Consider the following 1,109-nt stretch of genomic DNA (forward strand, 5'->3'; position numbering starts at 1 on the left):
GGCGATCCGGCGCAGCCAGACCCGCCGCACGCTGGGGAGGCTCGCGGGGCCCGGCGGCATGGACCCGACGCTGTTCGGCGTCCTGGACGCGATCGAGGGGCACGGCGGCCCCTGCGCCGTCACCGACGTCGCCGCCGCCCTCGGCGTGGACCAGCCGCGCGCCAGCCGCCTCGCCCTGCGCGCCGAGCAGGAGGGGCTGGTGACCCGGGCGCCCGACCCGTCCGACCGGCGGCGCACGCTGCTCGGGCTCACCGCCGCCGGCCGCGAGGGCCTCGACCGCGCGCACCGGACGCGGCGGCGGCTCTTCGCCGAGGTCATGGCCGACTGGCCGGACGCCGACCGGGCCGAGTTCGCCCGCCTGGTCACGGCGTTCGTGGCGTCCTTCGGCGCGACGGCCGCCGCCCGCGCGGACGGCGGGACGGCCGGTCAGGACCCGGCGGCGGGCGACCGCGGGGACGGGCCGGTCAGCGCGACGGCGGACTCGGCCGTGTAGACGAGGAAGGTGAAGCTCTCGACCAGGTACAGGTCGACGCCGGACGCGTCGTGGGCGGTGTAGCCGATGGAGAGGTCCCGGCCGAGGCTCAGCCGGTAGTCGCCGCCGCGGGTGCTCATCACGACGCCGCCGTCGATCGCCGGTGCCCAGACGATCCCGCCGTCCACGAGCTTGGCGAGGTGCTGGTAGACGGGATAGCCCTGGTCGGACGAGCGGGTCGCGGCGGTGTAGGCCTCAGCGCCCAGGACGAGCGCGTACGGCCCGCCCACGCCCGCGAGCCGCAGCGTGGCGAGCGCCTCGGCGACGACGTCCGGGTAGTGCGACGCCTCGGCGGGCAGCGGACGGGCCGGTGAGACGGTGGCCGCCTCGGCGGCGATCCCGGCGATGCGCGCGGGGGCGTAGCCGTGGAAGACCGCGCGGTCCTCGGCGTGCGCGAGCCTGGTGGCCGCGTCCTTGGCGGGCTGCCAGTCGGCGTCCCCCGCGCCGCGCTCCACCGAGCCCACGGCCTCCCGCGACACGGTGAACGGGACGGTCAGCCGGACCACCGGACGGCTCGTGCGCAGCGCCGCGGCGACGCCGTCGGCGGGGGAGTCCGCCGGGTCGAGATGGCCGGTGG

General features: G+C 78.3%; 2 protein-coding genes. One reads left to right on the plus strand and one right to left on the minus strand.

Going from position 1 to position 1,109, the window contains the following annotated elements; translation table 11 throughout:
- On the plus strand, positions 1–493 hold a 493-nt coding region (locus tag AB0J52_RS41830), incomplete at its 5' end, for a MarR family winged helix-turn-helix transcriptional regulator (RefSeq protein WP_500188849.1).
- On the opposite strand, the gene AB0J52_RS41835 is transcribed toward AB0J52_RS41830, so the two are convergent.
- The coding region (locus AB0J52_RS41835) for a family 1 encapsulin nanocompartment shell protein (protein WP_500188850.1) at positions 427–1,109 on the minus strand (683 nt) is incomplete at its 5' end. The two genes, AB0J52_RS41830 and AB0J52_RS41835, sit on opposite strands and share 67 nt — an antisense overlap.

The organism is Spirillospora sp. NPDC049652 (assembly GCF_040675125.1).
In the GTDB taxonomy this organism is placed as follows: Bacteria; Actinomycetota; Actinomycetes; order Streptosporangiales; family Streptosporangiaceae; genus Spirillospora.